Genomic DNA, 15,922 nt, shown 5'->3' on the forward strand with positions numbered 1-15,922 from the left:
GGGGGAGGGCCGGGGAGAGGGTGTTTCCTCTAGCGAGAACCCCCAAGAGGCGAGAGCCCTCACCCGCGTTGCTTCGCTCCGCGACCTCTCCCGCAAGCGGGAGAGGTGCACCGAGCGCGCGGCTCAGTTCGAAGGTCATGTCGTTTAATTCGATCCCGCGGCCGCCGCGGTGAAGCTGCGGTCGACGGCTTGGCTCACGTCGAGCTTCTTCGGCAGGATGCCGTAACGCGTCGCGCGGTCGGAGGCCTCCTGCACCTCCTTCACCACGTTATCGTCGATCACGATCGGGCTGGTGTGCTGCGCGGCGTAGGCCGACAGCAGTACGTCCTCCGGCAGCCTGGTCAGCTCAGCCGTGTTCCTGGCGTATTCGCCGAGGTGATCGAGCGACCATAGCCGCGCCTTGTTCAAACGCTGCACGAGATCCTGCACCGCCGCGCGCTTGGTGGCGATGGCGTTGTCGGAGGCGACGATGAAGGTGATGGTCGGCGTCAGGCCTTCGCCGTCGGCGATCACGCGGGCCTTGTCCTTCAATGTCGCGAACGAGACGTAGGGCTCCCACACCGCCCAGGCATCGATCGAGCCTGCGACCAGCGCGATCTTGGCGTCGACGGGACCGAGCGGCGCGAAGGTCGCGTCCTCGAGCTTGATCTGCGCCTTCTCCAGCGTCGCGTCGATCAGGAACTGACCCCAGCCGCCGCGCGTGCCGGCGAGGCGCTTGCCCTTGAGGTCGGCGGCCGACCTGATCGATGAATCCTGGCGCACCAGGATGGCCTGCGTCTTCGCATCCGAGCGCGTGCCGCCGATTGCCTTGATCGGCGCGCCCGCCGCATAGACCGAGAGGAAGGAGAGGTCGCCGGTGTAGCCGACATCGAGCGCGCCGGCATTGAGCGCCTCGAGGATCGGCGCGGCTGCGGGGAATTCCGACCACTCGATCTTGTAAGGCAGGTCCTTCGCGTATCCAGATATCTCGAGCAGCGAGCGGTTGCCGCCCTTCTGGTCGCCGACGCGCAGTACGACCGCGTCCGCGGCAAAGGCTGCGGCAGCCGTCGACAACGTGATGGCGGCGGCGAACAGCGATAGTGCGAGCCGGCGGGTGACGGAATGGTCGTGGGAGTTGATGCTCATATGGCCTGTCTTGTTAGTTGGCTCACGACGCGTGAGCGAGCGATGCTGCGAGACGATCAAGTCTATGGGTGCGCGACGCGTCGTCAATGAAATGGCCGACCGTATTGCGTGCGCGATCGGCAAGGACGTTTCAATGAAGCGAGGCTTTCGAGAACGCGCGGCTTGCGTAACCGAAAGATGCATACGGATGAAGCAAGCGAGGGAGTCGCGATCCGCTTTGAATGACGACGCGACAGCGAAAATCCTTTCATCGTTCCCGCACGCGCAGATGGAGAGAATGACTTCGCTTCGCGTCACATTCGAAATTCCATTTCATTGACGATGCGGCTCGCACGCCGCATGATTTGCGCATCGCATCAACGCGGCGCAGGAAGCGCCGACGAAGAATATTCTCTCAACGCATCTCCGTACGGAACATGCGCAACGCAATGCGCTGCGCGAACGGCGGAGCTGTGCCAACTCAGGAGCGGGGCTGATGGACAAAGATAGCAAGCGCGGAGGATCGAGCCTTGACCGGCGTCATTTACTCCAGGCGGGGTTGGCTGCGGCGTTCGCCGCGCCGCTTGGCGCCTTTGGTGCAGCACAGGCCTTCGCACCGCGCGCCATCGCGCCCGGCGTCGACTTCTCGGAGTTTCCGCTCTGCCGCACGGCCTCGGACGCGCCCGCGCTCACCGGCGCGCCGCGCAAGCTGAAACTGTCGTGGAATGCCGGCGCCGTCTGTCTCGCGCCGGTGCCGGTCGCGATCGAGCACGGTTTCTTCCAGAAGCACAATCTCGACGTCGAGCTCGTCAACTATTCCGGCTCGACCGACCAGCTGCTCGAGGCGATCGCGACGGGCAAGAGCGATGCCGGTCTCGGCATGGCGCTGCGCTGGCTGAAGCCGCTGGAGCAGGGTTTTGACGTCAAGATCGCCGCGGGCACTCATGGCGGCTGCATGCGCGTGCTGTCGCGCATCGATTCCGGCGTCGGCAAGCTCGCCGACCTCAAGGGCAAGATCGTCGCGGTCGGTGATCTCGCCGGTCCCGACAAGAACTTCTTCTCGATCCAGCTCGCCAAGCTCGGCATCGATCCGGTGAAGGACGTCGACTGGCGCGCCTATCCCGGCAATCTGCTCAACGTCGCCGTGGAGAAGGGCGAGGTGCAGGCGTTCCTGTCCTCCGATCCTCTCGCCTACCTCTGGCTCAAGGACACGCAATACAAGGAGGTCGCCTCCAATCTCGACGGCGAATACCGCGAGAAAAGCTGCTGCATCCTCGGCCTGCGCGGCAGCCTGGTACGCGAGGAGCCCCAGGTCGCCCGTGCCATCACGCAGGCGCTGCTCGATGCCGCGATGTTCACCTCGCAAAATTCGTCGGTTGCGGCAAAATCGTTCCAGCCTTACGCGCCGAAGGCCGCAACTCTCGCCGATATCGAAGGCATGGTGCGCTACCACACCCACCACCATCATCCCGTCGGCGATGTGCTCAAGCGCGAGCTCAAGGCCTATGCCGACGATCTCAAGAGCGTGCAGGTCTTCAAGCAGAGCACCGACACCGCCAAATTCGCGGAGCGCATCTATGTCGACGTATTCGCTGTCTGACGGCCTCGCCTCCGGCGCGCCGCGCACCTCGCGCGTGCCGCTGCTGGCGACCTGGCTCCGGGAATCGGGCGCCGGCGTTCTCGCCAGCGTCGCGTGGATCGCCTTCGGCCTCTCCTGCCTGTGGTGGGCGGACGTCGGCGACTGGTCGCGCACGCATTCGCTCGGCATCGCCGCCTTCGTCATCGCGGCGATCGCGCTGTTCGGAACCGTCGGCGTCGACTATCTAGGGGCAGCGGGACAGGCGTTGCACAAGCGGGCGCCGTGGCTGGTCGCGCTCGGTGCCTTCCTGACCGTGTGGGAGGTCGCGACGGCAAAATTCGCCTGGCTGCCGCTGCCGTTCTTTCCACCGCCGCAGGCGATCATCGAGGTCTACACCGACGACTTGCCAAAGCTGCTCGACAGCGTCTTTGCGTCCGTGAAACTTCAACTCGGCGGCTATCTGATCGGCGCGACGGTCGGCTTCCTGACCGGCGTCTCGATCGGCTGGTCGCGCGCGGTCGGCTATTGGGTGCATCCGGTGCTGCGCTTCATCGGCCCGCTGCCGGCGACCGCCTGGCTGCCGATCGCCTTCTTCACCTTCCCGTCGAGCTGGAGCGCCTCGACCTTCCTGATCGCGCTGGCGACGGGCTTTCCCGTCACCGTGCTGACCTGGTCGGGCGTCGCGAGCGTCAGCAACGCCTATTACGACGTCGCGCGCACCCTCGGCGCAAGGCCGTCCTTCCTGGTGTTGAAGGTCGCGATCCCCGCGGCACTGCCGCACGTCTTCGTCGGTCTGTTCATGGGGCTGGGCTCGTCCTTTGCCGTGCTCGTCGTCGCCGAGATGATCGGCGTGAAGGCCGGACTCGGCTGGTACCTGCAGTGGGCGCAGGGCTGGGCAGCCTACGCCAACATGTACGCGGCGTTGATCGTGATGTCGCTGCTCTGCTCCGGCGCGATCACACTGCTGTTTTCGATCCGCGACCGCTTGCTGGTCTGGCAGAAGGGGACCGTGAAATGGTAACCGCAGCCCTGGCCGAAATTGCCACGCATCCGGCCGCCGGCGCCGCGCTCGACATCGAGCAGGTCAGCCATGCCTTCGATATCGACGGGACCGAGCTGCCGGTGCTGAGCGACGTCAGCATCTCGGTCGAGCCCGGCGAGTTCGTCGCGCTGCTCGGCCCCTCCGGCTGCGGCAAGTCGACCTTGCTGCGGCTGGTCGCTGGCCTCGACAAGCCCAGGGCGGGGAGGCTGCGGGAGGACGAGAGCCGTATCAGAAGTCCGCATCCCTCGCGCGTGGTCGTGTTCCAAGACCCGACCCTGTTTCCCTGGCGGTCGGTCTGGGACAACGTCGCCCTCGGGCTCGAGGCCCAGGGCATCCTCAAGAGCCAGCGTCACCGCGTCGATGCCGCGCTCGATCTCGTCGGGCTGTCCTCGTTCCGCAAGGCCTATCCGCACCAGCTCTCCGGCGGCATGGCGCAGCGCGTCGCGCTGGCGCGGGCGCTGGTCAATGATCCCAAGATCCTGATCCTCGACGAGCCGCTGGGAAAGCTCGACTCGCTCACCCGCATCACCATGCAGGCCGAGCTCGTCTCGCTCTGGCAACGGAAGGGCTTTACCACCCTGCTGGTGACGCACGACGCCGAGGAGGCGCTGGTGCTTGCCAACCGGGTCATCGTCTTCAGCGATCGTCCCGCGCGCGTGAAGGCCGACATCCGCGTCGACCGTCCATATCCGCGCCATCGCGGCGATCCTTATTTGGCCGATCTGCGTCGCCAGATCCTCGGCTTGCTGGGGTTGGATGCCACATGGTGACGTCCGCAGCCGAAGACCGCCCGGTCCATAGCGAACCTGACTACGTCGCCCGCACCGAGACGCTCGCGGCAGGCTTTGCCGCGCGCGCCGCCGGGCACGACCGCATCGGGACGTTTCCGTTCCAGAATTTTGGCGAACTGTCCGAGGCGGGCCTGTTGTCGCTGACGGTGCCGGCGGTTCATGGCGGGGCAGGCGCGGGCGCGCGATACGCCGCGCGTATCATCGGCATCATCGGTAAGGCCGATCCGTCGACCGCGCTGGTGCTGTCGATGCATTACATCAATCATCTCGTCATGGCACGCAGCCCGACCTGGCCGGCGCGGCTGTCGCGCAAGCTTGCGCGCGAGAGCGTGGAAGGCCTCGCGCTGATCAACGCGCTGCGCGTCGAGCCGGAGCTCGGTTCACCCGCGCGCGGCGGCCTGCCGGCGACGATTGTGCGTCGGACCGAGACCGGCTGGAGCCTGACCGGCCACAAGATCTATTCGACGGGATCGCCGATCCTGAAATGGTATCTGGTCTGGGCCGGGACCGACGAGGCCGAGCCGCGCGTCGGTCAGTTCCTGGTGCCGGCAGGCCTGCCGGGAACGCGCATCGTCGAGACCTGGGACCACCACGGCCTTCGCGCCAGCGGCAGCCACGACGTGATCTTCGAGGACGTCGTGATTCCGCGCGATGCCGAGATCGACGTGCGCAAGCCGGCGGATTGGCGCGCGCCCGACATTGCACAGGCGGCCGTCCATGCCGTCTTCATCGCCGCGATCTATGACGGCGTCGCCCGCGCCGCACGCGACTGGCTGATCACATTCCTGAAACAGCGCGTGCCCGCCAGCCTGGGCGCGCCGCTCGCAACACTGCCGCGCGCGCAGGAGACTCTTGGCGCAATCGAGGCTCGGCTCGCGGTCAATGCGCGGCTGATCGACACGTTCGCCCGCGATGTCGACGAGGGCGTCGAGCTTTCCGCCGGCGAGTCCAATGCCGTCAAGCTGGCGGTGACCAACAATGCCGTGGCCGTGGTCGAGGACGCGTTATCGCTCACCGGCAATCACGGTCTCAGCCGTGCCAATCCGCTGGAGCGGCACTATCGCGACGTCCTGTGCGGCCGCGTGCACACGCCACAGGACGATTCCACGCGCGTCGGCCTCGGCCGCGCCGCACTCGGCTTCTAGGACATCAACAGGGAGACGATCATGTCGATCGAGTTCATCGGCTTTATCAGCAACAACAATTCGTCCGAGACCATCGTCCGCGAAGGACCGGCCCTCAACCCGACCCACATCGAGACGGTGGCGAAGGCGCACGAGAACGCCGGCTTCGATCGTGCGCTGCTGGCGTTTCATTCGACGACGCCCGACTCGCTCCAGGTAGCCCAGCACGTGCTCAATACGACCAGCCGCCTCAACGTGCTGATCGCGCAGCGGCCCGGCTTCACCGCGCCGACGCTGCTGGCGCGGCAGTTTGCCGTGCTCGATCAGTTTTCCCGCGGCAGGGTCGCGCTCCACGTCATCACCGGGGGCAACGCCACCGAGCTCCGGCAGGACGGCAACACGCTCGACGACAAGGACGAGCGCTATGCCCGCACCTCGGAATTTCTCGATGTTCTCAAGCTGGAATGGACCAGCGACAAGCCGTTCAGCTACAAGGGCAAGTATTATCAGGTCGAGAACGCCTTCTCGCAGGTGAAGCCCTATCGTCCGGAGGGCATCCGGATCTATTTCGGCGGCGCTTCGGATGCGGCGATCGACGTGGCCGGCAAGCACGCCGACACCTTTGCGCTGTGGGGCGAATCCTATGCGCAGGTCCGCGACATCACTTCCCGCGTCCACAACGCGGCGGTCCGGCATGGACGGCCAACGCCGCGCTTCAGTCTCTCGGTGCGGCCGATCATCGCCCCGACTGAAAAGCAGGCCTGGGAGAAGGCCGAGGAGATTCTGGCGCGCGCCACCGCACTCCAGGACAAGACCGGCTATCGCAAGCCCGCGGACGGCCACGCCACCGCCGGTGCGCGGCGCCTTCTCGCGCTCGCCGACCAGGGCAGCCGCATCGACAAGCGGCTCTGGACGGAGATCGCAAAGCTCACTGGCGCCAACAGCAACACAACCGCGCTGGTCGGTACGCCCGAGCAGGTCGCGGAGGTCTTCGGCGATTATTACGATCTCGGCATCAGCCATTTCCTGATCCGCGGCTTCGATCCGCTGATCGACGCCATCGAGTACGGCCGCGAGCTGATCCCGCTGACGCGTGAGCTGGTCGCCAAGCGCCAGGCCGTTCGCAGCGAGGCTGCGGAATGATCCGCCTCATGTTGGCCGGCGCGCTGCTGTTCGCTTCGTTCGAAGTCGCAGCTGCGCAAACCACGCTCCGCGTCGGGGACCAGAAGGGCAATGCGCAGGCCGTGATGGAAGCGGCCGGCGTGCTCAAGGACGTCCCCTACAGGATCGAGTGGAAGGAGTTTCCGGCGGCAGCTCCACTGCTCGAGGCGCTCAGCGCCGGTGCGATCGAGACCGGCCTCGTCGGTGACGCGCCCTTCACCTTCGCGGCCGCCTCCGGTGCGCCGGTCAAGGCGATCGCCGCCATCCGGCAGACGCGCGAGGGCCTCGCCATCCTCGTGCCGGAGAACTCATCGATCAGGAGTTTCGCCGATCTGCGCGGCAAGAAGATCGCCACCGGCCGCGGCTCGATCGGCCATCAGCTGATCCTCGCCGCGCTGGAGAAGAACGGCTGGAGTGCGAGCGACGTGCAGATCGCATTCCTGGCGCCCTCGGACGCCAAGATTGCCTACACGCAAGGCTCCGTTGATGCGTGGTCGACCTGGGAGCCCTATGTCAGCCAGGAGGAGGTGCTGTTCAAATCGCGGCGCATCATCACCTCCGAAGACCTGACGCCGGGCCTGAGTTTCCAGGTGGCGAGGCCTGACGCGATCCGTGACAAGCGCGCGGAGTTGGCCGACTTCGTCCGACGCCTCACCGCAGCGCGGGCGTGGTCGCTGAGCAACGTCGACAGCTACGCCGCGACCTGGGGCAGGCTGATGAACATCCCGACCGCCGTGCCGCAGAACTGGCTCTCGCGGGCCAAGATCCGGATCGCTCCGATCGACGATGGCGTGGTCGCGGACGAGCAAAGCACGATCGACCTCTATTTCCGCTGGGGTCTGATCAAGCAAAAGCTCGATGCAGCCGAGATCGTCGATCGTTCCTTCGCGGATGCGATCGCGAAGGCGGGATTGTAGGCATCTCTCGTGTTGCGGATCTGGCGCAGCGTGCAACGCTGCTGCGCAGAGCCGGCCCGTTCCGCGCAGATCGCTTGCGGTGAGATGGCCCCGGCTCAGCAGCGCACCACTGCGTGATGCGCTGCGTCCGGGGCACGAGACCTCACAAGGTACTCAAGCATCTGTGAAACGAGGGTACGCCTTCTAGCCCGATAGTCATCCTCAAAAAGTTCCTTCTGCATATCGCGCTAGCAGCAGCACCATCATTGCTATTTGCGCTCCCTCCCTTGCGCTCCCACGCGCTCCCGCAAAGATCAAACACACACCACATCGGGAGACTGGCCATGGGCCTGCAAGAAACAAAAATCGAATCGCTTCCTTTCGTCACTGCCGAACTCAACTATCTCGCACCGACATCGGGCAAGCCGCGCACCTACGCCTTCGACCCGCCGCCCGGCGAACCCAAGAGCACGTCGCTTCCTGAGCCGCATCAGGTGCCGATCTTCGACGCGCGGCTGATCGCGCAGAATTTTTCGCTCGATCGTGAAGGCTTCGCGCTGGTGCGTCACCCGACTCAGGTGAAGGATTTCTACAACGACGAAGAAGTGAGGGGGTCTATTATCCCGCGGTCGAGGCATTCCTGCGCGCCACGCTGAAGGCGGATCGCGTGTTCATCTTCGATCACACCGTGCGCAAGCGTGTCGAAGGTGCGCCAGATATCCGCGACGGCGGCCCGCGTCAGCCGGCGACGCGCGTCCATGTCGACCAGACCGCAGTTTCCGGCGCCAATCGCGTCCGCGAGCATCTGCCTGACGAGGCGGAGGAGCTGCTGAAGGGACGTGTGCAGGTGATCAATCTCTGGCGGCCGATCCGCGGCCCCTTGCGCGATTCCCCGCTCGCGATGGCCGACGGCACGACGGTTGCTCCGGACGATCTCGTCGCCTCTGACCTGATCTATCCCAACCGTCGCGGCGAGACCTATTCGGTGAGATACAATCCGAACCACCGCTGGTTCTATTTCCCGGAGATGACGCCGGACGAGGCGCTGCTGCTGAAGTGCTACGATTCCGCAACCGACGGCCGCACCCGCTTCGGGCCGCATACCGCATTCGTCGACCCGACCACGCCGGCAGATGCAGCGCCGCGCGAAAGCATCGAGGTCCGCACCCTGGTGTTCTATCGGCAGTAACAAAGTGTGATGACCCTGCCGGCCGCTTCCCGGCAGAGTTCCTGGAACCTTGGAGCAAAGGGGACATTTGTAGCGTCGGGCAAGGGGCGACCGGGAGCGGTGCCGTGCGAGCAAAGCCAACGCTGTTGCTTGGTCTCGTGACTTCATCCCTTGCCGTCATGTCCGTTGCAAACGCCGAAAGCGGCCTCGCCTCCTATTACAGATACGGGAAGGCCGGCAGAGGCGGCGAGTTGACCTGCGCCCATCGCACGCGCCCGTTCGGCAGCGTGCTCAAGGTGTCCCATAGCGGACGCACGATCCAGTGCCGCGTCAACGATCGCGGTCCCTTCATCCGCGGGCGGATCGTTGATCTCTCGGTGCCGGCCGCCCGCGCGCTCGGCATGATGAGCGCGGGCGTGGTGCGCGTCTCGGTGGAATAGGCTTCTGAGCGCGCTATAGTGCCGCCCCAAAGCAAGGGGGCGCCATGGCCAGGATCAGGGTGGGAGTCGTCGGCTGCGGCTTCGTGTCGGAGCTGCACATGCATGCGTTCCGGCGCGTTTATGGCGTCGACGTCGAGGTCGCGGCGGTTGCGGCGCGTGGCGACCTCGTCGTTGGATTCGCTGATCGACACAACATCCCGCGCGTCTATCGCGGCTTCGCCGATCTGATCGCGGACGCCGATCTCGACGTCATCGACATCTGCACCCCGCCCAATCTCCATGCCGGGATGATCGTCGGCGCGATGCAGGCCGGCAAGCATGTGATCTGCGAAAAGCCCTTCGCCGGCTATTTCGGCCGCGAGAGCGATGCGCAGCCGATCGGCAAGCACGTGCCGAAGGCGCTGATGTATGAGCGCGTGCTGGAAGAGATGGACGCGACGCGCGCCGCGATCGAGCGGACAGGAAAGCTCTTCATGTACGCCGAGGACTGGATCTACGCGCCGGCAGTGACCAAGACCGCGGAGATCATCAGGGCGACGAAAGACAAGATCCTGTTCATGAAGGGCGAGGAGAGCCATTCCGGCTCGCACGCCGCCCATGCCGCGCAATGGGCGATGACCGGCGGCGGATCGCTGATCCGCATGGGCTGCCATCCGCTCTCGGCCGTTCTCTATCTCAAGCAGGTCGAAGCCAGGGCGCGCGGCGAGACCATCCGCGTCGCCAGCGTCACCGGCGACGTCGGCAACGTCACCGCCGGCCTCAAGCCCGAAGAGCGCAGCTACATCAAAGCCAATCCCGTCGACGTCGAGGACTGGGGCACTCTCACCGCGACCTTCTCCGACGGCACCAAGGCCACCGTGTTCTCCGGCGACATGATCATGGGCGGCGTGCGCAATCTGATCGAGACCTATACGAGTGGCGGCTCGCTGTTCGCCAACATCACCCCGAACAATCATCTGATGAGCTACCAGACCAGCGAGGAGAAGCTTGCCGGCGTCTACATCACCGAGAAAGTCGACCGCAAGACCGGCTGGCAATATGTCTGCCTCGAGGAGGAGTGGACGCGCGGCTATTTGCAGGAGATCCAGGACTTCATGGAATGCGTTGCGACCGGACGACAGCCGCTGTCGGACCTCGCGCTCGCGTATGAGACGATCAAGGTGAACTACGCCGGCTATTGGGCGGCGGAGGAGGGGCGGCGGGTGGTGTTGTAGGGGCGCGCTTCGCTTACCCTCCCCTCCAGGGGAGGGTGCAGCGCGCCGCCGCCTACGCCCCGTAGGTCGAGCCTTTCGGCAGCGGGAACACCGGGTCCTGTGTCCTGATGTTGGTCGGCCATACCACCGAGATGTGCTCGCCCGCGTTCTGCATCACCACCGGCGTCGAGCGTTCGTTCTGGCCGGACAGCGGCGTGCCCGGCGGGAAGAATTTCACGCCGTAGCCCTGGATGGTGCCGCCGGCGGGGATATCGACGTCGAGCGCGGCCTTGCGGATGGCCTCGGGCTCGAAGCTGCCGTACTTCTCCTTGGCCACCGGCAGCACGTTGTTGAGCAGCACCCAGGTCTGGTTGAAACCCATTGAGCAGTGCGGCGGCACGTCGGTCGCACCGGTCTTGGCCTTGTAGCGCGTGACCATGGCGTTGATCAGATCGCCAATGCCCGGCGCGAGCTTGGCGGGGTCGAGCAGTTGCGCTGGCACCGGGTCGATGTTGCAGAAATTGTCGATGTCGGCCCCGAAGGTGGCGCGCAGCTTGTCGAGCTGGCTGTAACCGGCGCCGGCCCCGAACAGCATCTTGAAGCGCAGGCCGCTCTCGCGCGCCTGGCGCAGGAACAGGGTGATGTCAGGGTTGTAGCCGGCATGCGAGATCACGTCGGCCTTGGCGCGCTTGATCTTCGTGACGAGCACCGACAGGTCCGGTGCCGATGCCGAATAGCCCTCGCGCAGCACCACCGGCATGCCGGCCTGCCTGGCATAGGCTTCGTCGGCCGTGGCGACGCCGACGCCGTAGGGGCCGTCCTCGTGGATCAACGCGACCTTGACCTCCTTCGGGTCCATGCCGAGCTTGGCTTTCGCATGTTCGTTGATGAAGCTTGCAAAGGCCTGCCCGTATTGATCCGAATGGATCTGTGCGCGAAACACGTATTGCAAATTCTTGTCCTTGAACACGGCGGTCGAGACCGCGGTCGTGATCCAGAGGATCTTCTTCTGCTGCTCCACCTTCGCGGCCAGCGGCACCGCATGCGAACTCGCATAGACGCCGTTGAGGATGTCGATCTTCTCCTGGCTGATCAGCCGTTCGGCCTCGTTGATCGCAACGTCCGGCTTGCTCTGGGAATCCGCCGCAACCGCAGCAATCTTGGTCTTGCCGCCGACACCGCCTTTCTCGTTGACGAGATCGATCGCGATCTGCGCGCCGATCGACGAGGCGACCGAGCCACCCGCGGCAAAGGGTCCGGTGAGGTCGTAGATCAGGCCGATGCGCAATGTCTCGGCTTGTGCCTGGGCGCGTGTCCAATCGAGGCTGAGTGCGGCGGCGGCAGCCGCCGAGGTCTTCAGCAGCTGCCTGCGTGAAGTCGGCATCCTATCCTCCCTCGTAACCATCTTTTGGTTGGTTGTTGTTTTTGCGAAGTATGGGGAGGGGGATGGCGGAAAGTCAACATCGCGAAAGTCGGGATCCTTCTTTGACGGCATGGAATGCATGGAACGCAGTTGCGAAATGACCGCGAGGCGGCCGTGCCTGCGATCCCTGCACGCGTTATTGCGCCAGGCGCCGCAGCAGATACGGCGCGGTCTTCCCGCCGGCCTTGGCGACCTGCTCGGGCGTCCCCGATGCGACGACACGGCCGCCTTCGTCACCGGCGCCAGGACCGAGATCGATGATCCAGTCGCTGTGCGCCACGACGTCCATGTCATGCTCGACCACGATTACGCTGCCGCCGCCTTCCACGATCCGTTCGAGCTGAGCGATGAGGCGCTCGACGTCGCGCGGGTGAAGGCCGGTGGTCGGCTCGTCCAGGACATAGAGCGTGTGGCCGCGTTGCGGACGCATCAGCTCGGTCGCTAGCTTGATGCGCTGGGCCTCGCCACCGGACAGCTCGGTCGCGGATTGGCCGAGGCGGATATAGCCCAGACCGACCTCGCGCACGACCGACAGTGCGCGGTTCAGCGTTGCATCGCCCTCGAAGAAGTCGAAGGCCTCATCGACGCGCATCGCCAGCACGTCCGCGATGGATTTGCCGCGGATCTTCACCTCGAGCGTCTTGTCGTTGTAGCGCGCGCCCTTGCAGGTCGGGCAGGGCGCGTAGACGCTGGGCAGGAACAGAAGTTCGACGCAGACAAAGCCCTCGCCTTCGCAGGTCGCGCAACGTCCCTTTGCGACGTTGAAGGAGAAGCGACCGGCATCATAGCGGCGGGATCTTGCCTGCGGCGTCGCCGCGAACAGTTTTCGCACGTGGTCGAACAGGCCGGTATAGGTCGCGAGGTTGGAGCGCGGCGTGCGGCCGATCGGCTTCTGGTCAACGACGACGAGGCGGCTGATTTGGTCAAGGCCGGCAACGATCTTGCCGCCCAGCGTCTCCACCGTCGGGGCCAGGCTGTCCTCATCGGCGTCGGTGGCGAGCGTGTGGCCGAGATGCCCGGCGACGGTCTCGACGAGGAACTGGCTGATAAGGCTGGATTTGCCGGAGCCGGACACGCCGGTGATGCTGGCGATCACGCCCAGCGGAATATCGACATCGAGGCCACGCAGGTTGTTGCGGGTCACGCCCCTGATCTTGAGATGCCCCTTCGCCTCGCGGCGGATCGTCGGCAGCTTCTTTCGCGGGTGTGCGAGGTAGTTCGCGGTTCGCGAGGACTCGATCTCGCCGAGCCCCGCCGGCGGACCGCTGTAGAGGATGCGTCCGCCGCCGTCGCCGGCGTCAGGGCCGACGTCGACCAGCCAGTCCGCCTGCCTGATCACCTCGATCTCGTGCTCGACCACGAAGATCGAGTTGCCCGCGCGCTTTAGCCGGTCGAGCGCTCGCAGCAGCGCCTCGGTGTCGGCGGGATGCAGGCCGGCGGAAGGCTCGTCGAGCACGTAGACGACGCCGAACAAATTCGAGCGGACCTGCGTCGCCAGGCGCAGCCGCTGCAATTCGCCCGGTGACAGAGTCGGCGTGCTGCGTTCGCAGGCGAGATAGCCGAGGCCGAGATCGAGCAGGACGGCAAGGCGCGCCGACAGATCCTCGCAGATGCGCCTGGCGACGACTGCCTTCTCTGATTTGTCCGACGAAGCTCTCGCAAACGGCTTGATCACCTCGTGCAGCTGCTTGAGCGGCAGGTGCGACATGTCGGCGATGTTGAATCCTGCGAACTTCACCTTGAGCGTCTCGGGCTTCAGCCGCGTGCCATGGCATGTCGGGCAGTCCCGCGTGATCATGAATTGCGCGACGCGGCGCTTCATCATCGCGCTCTCGGACTTGGCGTAGGTCTGCATCACGTAGCGCTTGGCGCTGGTGAAGGTGCCCTGATAGCTCGGCTCCTCCTTGCGGCGTAGCGCCCGTTTGACTTCGGCGGCATCGTAGCCGGCATAGACAGGAACGGTCGGCTGCTCCTCGGTGAACAGGATCCAGTCGCGGTCCTTCTTCGGCAGCTCGCGCCAGGTCTTGTCGACGTCGTAGCCGAGCGTGGTCAGGATGTCGCGGAGGTTCTGTCCCTGCCAGGCGCTCGGCCAGGCCGCGACGGCGCGCTCGCGGATCGTCTTGGTGTCGTCGGGCACCATCGACTTCTCGGTGACGTCGAGCATCCGGCCGATGCCGTGGCAGGTCGGGCAGGCGCCCTCCGGCGTGTTCGGCGAGAACGACTCCGCATAGAGCATCGGCTGTCCGCGTGGGTAATCGCCGGCGCGGGAATAGAGCATCCTGAGCAGGTTCGAGATGGTGGTGACGCTGCCGACCGACGACCGCGTCGTCGGCGCCCCGCGCTGCTGCTGGAGCGCGACCGCGGGCGGCAGGCCTTCGATATCGTCGACTTCAGGGATCTGCATCTGGTGGAACAGGCGCCGCGCATAGGGCGATACCGATTCCAGATACCTCCGCTGCGCCTCGGCGTAGATCGTCCCGAAGGCGAGCGAGGATTTCCCCGAGCCCGACACGCCCGTGAACACGACCAGCGCGTTGCGGGGGATGCGGACATCGACATTCCTGAGATTGTGCTCGCGCGCGCCGCGGACTCGCACGAAGCCGTCGTCCTGCATCAGGTCGGGTTGTCTGGGTCGATCGTCCATCTGGCTGCTCCGGGCCGCGTCGGGATTAACGGCAGGATCGCAGGATAGGTCCGTTGATGCCAGTGGGACCGTTATGATCCGACGAAGCGAAAGGCGTTCAGATGTCGATGGGCATGCGCTTACAACGCAGGGAGCGAGTCCTTACGGCCACCGCCTTCGCGGCAGATCAAGCGGCGGGAGGCGGGCCGGATCGAAGGGCGCGAGGTCGACGTTGCGCGTCGCGCCTTCGACAATCAACTCTGCGAGTGCTTCGCCGGTTGCAGGGGCATTGAGGATACCCCAGACCCCATGGCCAGTCGCAACGTAGAGCGCTTCTTCCTGCGGCACGCGGCCAATCAACGGGGAGCCATCCGCTGTTACGGGGCGGTAGCACGCTTGTTTGGCGATGATCTTCTCCGGTCGGAACAGCGGCGAAAGTCGCTCCGACATCTGTTGCAGCCTGTGCATGCGGTTAGGCTCGGGCTCCACATGGGCCGGATCCGTAAAGAAGGCACCTGTGTCGGGACAAGCGGTCACATAGGTGGTGCCGTCCGGGCGAGGGAACACCTCGATGGGGGCAACTTGGCCGTGGATCTCCATCTCGAGAAACAAGGCGTCTGCGGATACATGTGTGCCCGTGTCGTAGACAATGCTCGGACTACTTTGCGCATACAGGGCGGGCAGACTCATCCAGCTCGTGGCGAGCAGGGACCATGGACCCATTGCGATCACCACGGCGTCGGCCTCGATGATGCTATCTCCCACCCCGATGCCCTTGACGGTCGTGCAACCCGCCTCGCGTAGGATGCCCGTGAAGAGGCCGTGGCGAAACTCGGCGCCTTGCGCGATCGCCGCATTCATCACGGCCGATGTGAACTTCTGGGGATGAACGATGGCAGTCGTCTCGGTCGTGCCGATGCGCTGCGCGATGTGGATGCCTTTGCTGAGCCAGTCGAATGTGGAGCGCGTGTTCCGGCGCGGATCACCTTCGGGAACGACCCGGCCGCTGTATGCGCTCATCGGCCGGTAGTCCCAATGCCCAGGAAGCTCCCGGGGCAGTTGCGCGTGAAGCTTAAAACTGTGGCGGGCCAAAGCGTCGAGCGGCGTGCCCGCGCACCAGTCGCGCGCCAGAAAGCCGCCGGCTTTGCCGGAGGCTGCAGCCGCCACGCCGGTCCGTTCGACGACGATGACATCGACACCATGCCGGCGGAGGAAATAAGCAGTGCAAGCTCCGACGACGCCGCCGCCACAGATTACAACACGCATCGCCTTCTTCCTCATGGAGCCGATTGCTGCGGCCACAGTCTGGCTCGGATAGCATACAGCCGCTGCTATTGCGATGCCTGCGGCAGCAACATGTGATCGAAGGCCTCGTCGC

At 65.2% G+C, this 15,922-nt stretch carries 12 protein-coding genes and 1 pseudogene; 9 read left to right on the forward strand and 4 right to left on the reverse strand.

Annotated elements, in window-relative coordinates; translation table 11 throughout:
• Window positions 1-144 precede the first annotated feature (144 nt).
• Window positions 145-1,125, reverse strand: coding sequence for an ABC transporter substrate-binding protein (locus XH96_RS10805; RefSeq protein WP_194392476.1), 981 nt, complete (start codon window positions 1,123-1,125; stop codon window positions 145-147).
• A 475-nt stretch (window positions 1,126-1,600) separates the two neighbouring features.
• Between XH96_RS10805 and XH96_RS10810 the strand changes: the two genes are divergently transcribed.
• From XH96_RS10810 to XH96_RS10850, 9 genes and pseudogenes are all read left to right on the forward strand, one after another.
• Window positions 1,601-2,704, forward strand: coding sequence for an ABC transporter substrate-binding protein (locus XH96_RS10810; RefSeq protein ID WP_194392477.1), 1,104 nt, complete (start codon window positions 1,601-1,603; stop codon window positions 2,702-2,704).
• Window positions 2,682-3,704, forward strand: a complete 1,023-nt coding sequence (locus tag XH96_RS10815) for an ABC transporter permease (RefSeq protein ID WP_194392478.1) — start codon at window positions 2,682-2,684, stop codon at window positions 3,702-3,704. Before XH96_RS10810 ends, XH96_RS10815 begins: the two co-directional genes overlap by 23 nt.
• Window positions 3,698-4,495, forward strand: a complete 798-nt coding sequence (locus XH96_RS10820) for an ABC transporter ATP-binding protein (protein WP_194392479.1) — start codon at window positions 3,698-3,700, stop codon at window positions 4,493-4,495. The genes XH96_RS10815 and XH96_RS10820 overlap by 7 nt, the downstream gene beginning before the upstream one ends.
• Window positions 4,489-5,661 carry an acyl-CoA dehydrogenase family protein gene (locus XH96_RS10825; RefSeq protein ID WP_194392480.1) on the forward strand — a complete coding sequence of 391 codons (1,173 nt, stop codon included), beginning with the start codon at window positions 4,489-4,491 and terminating at the stop codon, window positions 5,659-5,661. The genes XH96_RS10820 and XH96_RS10825 overlap by 7 nt, the downstream gene beginning before the upstream one ends.
• A gap of 21 nt (window positions 5,662-5,682) precedes the next feature.
• Window positions 5,683-6,783, forward strand: a complete 1,101-nt coding sequence (locus tag XH96_RS10830) for an LLM class flavin-dependent oxidoreductase (protein ID WP_194392481.1) — start codon at window positions 5,683-5,685, stop codon at window positions 6,781-6,783.
• Entirely contained in the window at window positions 6,780-7,718 is a 939-nt protein-coding gene (locus XH96_RS10835) for an ABC transporter substrate-binding protein (RefSeq protein WP_194392482.1), read from the forward strand. Before XH96_RS10830 ends, XH96_RS10835 begins: the two co-directional genes overlap by 4 nt.
• A 323-nt stretch (window positions 7,719-8,041) precedes the next feature.
• Window positions 8,042-8,886 (forward strand): annotated as a pseudogene (locus XH96_RS10840) (CmcJ/NvfI family oxidoreductase).
• Between the two features lie 104 nt (window positions 8,887-8,990).
• Entirely contained in the window at window positions 8,991-9,305 is a 315-nt protein-coding gene (locus tag XH96_RS10845; protein WP_194392483.1) for a septal ring lytic transglycosylase RlpA family protein, read from the forward strand.
• 44 nt (window positions 9,306-9,349) lie between these two features.
• Window positions 9,350-10,519 (forward strand): Gfo/Idh/MocA family protein, encoded by a 1,170-nt coding sequence (locus XH96_RS10850; RefSeq protein ID WP_194392484.1) that lies wholly within the window; start codon window positions 9,350-9,352, stop codon window positions 10,517-10,519.
• A 52-nt stretch (window positions 10,520-10,571) separates the two neighbouring features.
• Here the strand turns inward: XH96_RS10850 and XH96_RS10855 are convergent, their stop codons facing one another.
• The 3 genes from XH96_RS10855 to XH96_RS10865 form a co-directional block, all read right to left on the reverse strand.
• Window positions 10,572-11,882, reverse strand: coding sequence for an ABC transporter substrate-binding protein (locus XH96_RS10855; RefSeq protein ID WP_194392485.1), 1,311 nt, complete (start codon window positions 11,880-11,882; stop codon window positions 10,572-10,574).
• 175 nt (window positions 11,883-12,057) lie between these two features.
• The gene (gene uvrA, locus XH96_RS10860; protein ID WP_194392486.1) at window positions 12,058-14,565 is read right to left on the reverse strand and encodes an excinuclease ABC subunit UvrA; all 2,508 of its coding nucleotides are present in this window, start codon (window positions 14,563-14,565) and stop codon (window positions 12,058-12,060) included.
• 141 nt (window positions 14,566-14,706) lie between these two features.
• The gene (locus XH96_RS10865; protein WP_246790040.1) at window positions 14,707-15,825 is read right to left on the reverse strand and encodes an FAD-binding oxidoreductase; all 1,119 of its coding nucleotides are present in this window, start codon (window positions 15,823-15,825) and stop codon (window positions 14,707-14,709) included.
• Window positions 15,826-15,922 lie beyond the last annotated feature (97 nt).

Source organism: Bradyrhizobium sp. CCBAU 51765 (assembly GCF_015291725.1).
GTDB classification, from domain to species: domain Bacteria; phylum Pseudomonadota; class Alphaproteobacteria; order Rhizobiales; family Xanthobacteraceae; genus Bradyrhizobium; species Bradyrhizobium liaoningense.

Coding starts and splice junctions, on each gene's coding strand:
- XH96_RS10830 (WP_194392481.1), top strand. CDS start 5,683: ATGTCGATCGAGTTCATCGGCTTTATCAGCAACAACAATTCGTCCGAG.
- XH96_RS10835 (WP_194392482.1), top strand. CDS start 6,780: ATGATCCGCCTCATGTTGGCCGGCGCGCTGCTGTTCGCTTCGTTCGAA.
- XH96_RS10820 (WP_194392479.1), top strand. CDS start 3,698: ATGGTAACCGCAGCCCTGGCCGAAATTGCCACGCATCCGGCCGCCGGC.
- XH96_RS10815 (WP_194392478.1), top strand. CDS start 2,682: ATGTCGACGTATTCGCTGTCTGACGGCCTCGCCTCCGGCGCGCCGCGC.
- XH96_RS10810 (WP_194392477.1), top strand. CDS start 1,601: ATGGACAAAGATAGCAAGCGCGGAGGATCGAGCCTTGACCGGCGTCAT.
- XH96_RS10855 (WP_194392485.1), bottom strand. CDS start 11,882: ATGCCGACTTCACGCAGGCAGCTGCTGAAGACCTCGGCGGCTGCCGCC.
- XH96_RS10825 (WP_194392480.1), top strand. CDS start 4,489: ATGGTGACGTCCGCAGCCGAAGACCGCCCGGTCCATAGCGAACCTGAC.
- XH96_RS10850 (WP_194392484.1), top strand. CDS start 9,350: ATGGCCAGGATCAGGGTGGGAGTCGTCGGCTGCGGCTTCGTGTCGGAG.
- XH96_RS10805 (WP_194392476.1), bottom strand. CDS start 1,125: ATGAGCATCAACTCCCACGACCATTCCGTCACCCGCCGGCTCGCACTA.
- uvrA (WP_194392486.1), bottom strand. CDS start 14,565: ATGGACGATCGACCCAGACAACCCGACCTGATGCAGGACGACGGCTTC.
- XH96_RS10865 (WP_246790040.1), bottom strand. CDS start 15,825: ATGAGGAAGAAGGCGATGCGTGTTGTAATCTGTGGCGGCGGCGTCGTC.